General features: G+C 65.6%; 1 protein-coding gene. It reads left to right on the top strand.

Annotated features, from left to right (window positions below; all coding sequences use genetic code 11):
• Positions 1-128 precede the first annotated feature (128 nt).
• A partial coding sequence (gene uppS / locus PV721_RS43610) for a polyprenyl diphosphate synthase (RefSeq protein ID WP_319734454.1) occupies positions 129-890 on the top strand: 762 nt, incomplete at its 3' end.

The following is an 890-nucleotide window of genomic DNA, read 5'->3' as shown; positions in this document are numbered from 1 at the left end:
TTCTTTTGTTTTTTTTTTTAGAGGAAGCAGGGTATACGTGATTTCTCCCGTTCTCTGGGGGCCGGAGATTGGTTTAAGAGACAGGAAAAGGGGAGGGCATTTGGTCGGCGGCGATCTGCGGGGCCCGGATGCCGTCGCACCCCGACGGCATCCGGGCCCCGCAGATCGCCGCCGACCAAATGCCCTCCCATGTTGCGGTCATCATGGACGGCAACGGCCGCTGGGCCGAGCAGCGCGGCCTGCCCCGCCATGAAGGCCACCGCGCCGGCATCGCCGCCGTGTACGAGATGGTTTATGGCGCCCTGGAGATCGGCCTGCGCCATCTGACCGTCTACATGTTCTCCACCGAGAACTGGAAGCGCGGCACAGAGGAGATCACCACGATTCTGGGGGCAACCCAACGCGAACTCGACGAGGGTCCCCTCCGTGACATGAACGTACGCCAGCGCTGGTCCGGCCGTCCCGACAAACTTCCCGAGGACCTGGTCCACTCGCTCAGGCGCGAAGAGCACCGCACCCGCACCCGCACCGGACTGACACTTACTACCTGCATCAACTACGGCGGCCGCGACGAGATCACCCGGACCGCCGCAGCGCTCGCCCAGGCAGCCCGAGAGGGTGAAGTGGATCCCCACCTCCTCGGCGAGGACGACTTCGCCCGCCATCTGCCCCACCCCGACATGCCGGACGTGGACCTGCTGTGGCGCACCGGCAACGAACAGCGCACCTCCAACTTCCTGCCCTGGCACGCCGCCTACGCAGAGCTGTACTTCACCCCCGGCTACTGGCCCGACAACGACCGAAGTGACCTGTGGCAGGCCATCACCGAGTACAGCCGACGCCAACGCCGCCACGGCGCTGTCCCGACCCCCCTCACCTCCCCCGAAAAC

Source organism: Streptomyces sp. MB09-01 (assembly GCF_033794505.1).
In the GTDB taxonomy this organism is placed as follows: domain Bacteria; phylum Actinomycetota; class Actinomycetes; order Streptomycetales; family Streptomycetaceae; genus Streptomyces.
Note: the sequence above shows the minus strand (reverse complement) of the source record. Positions and strands in the feature narration are given on the sequence as shown.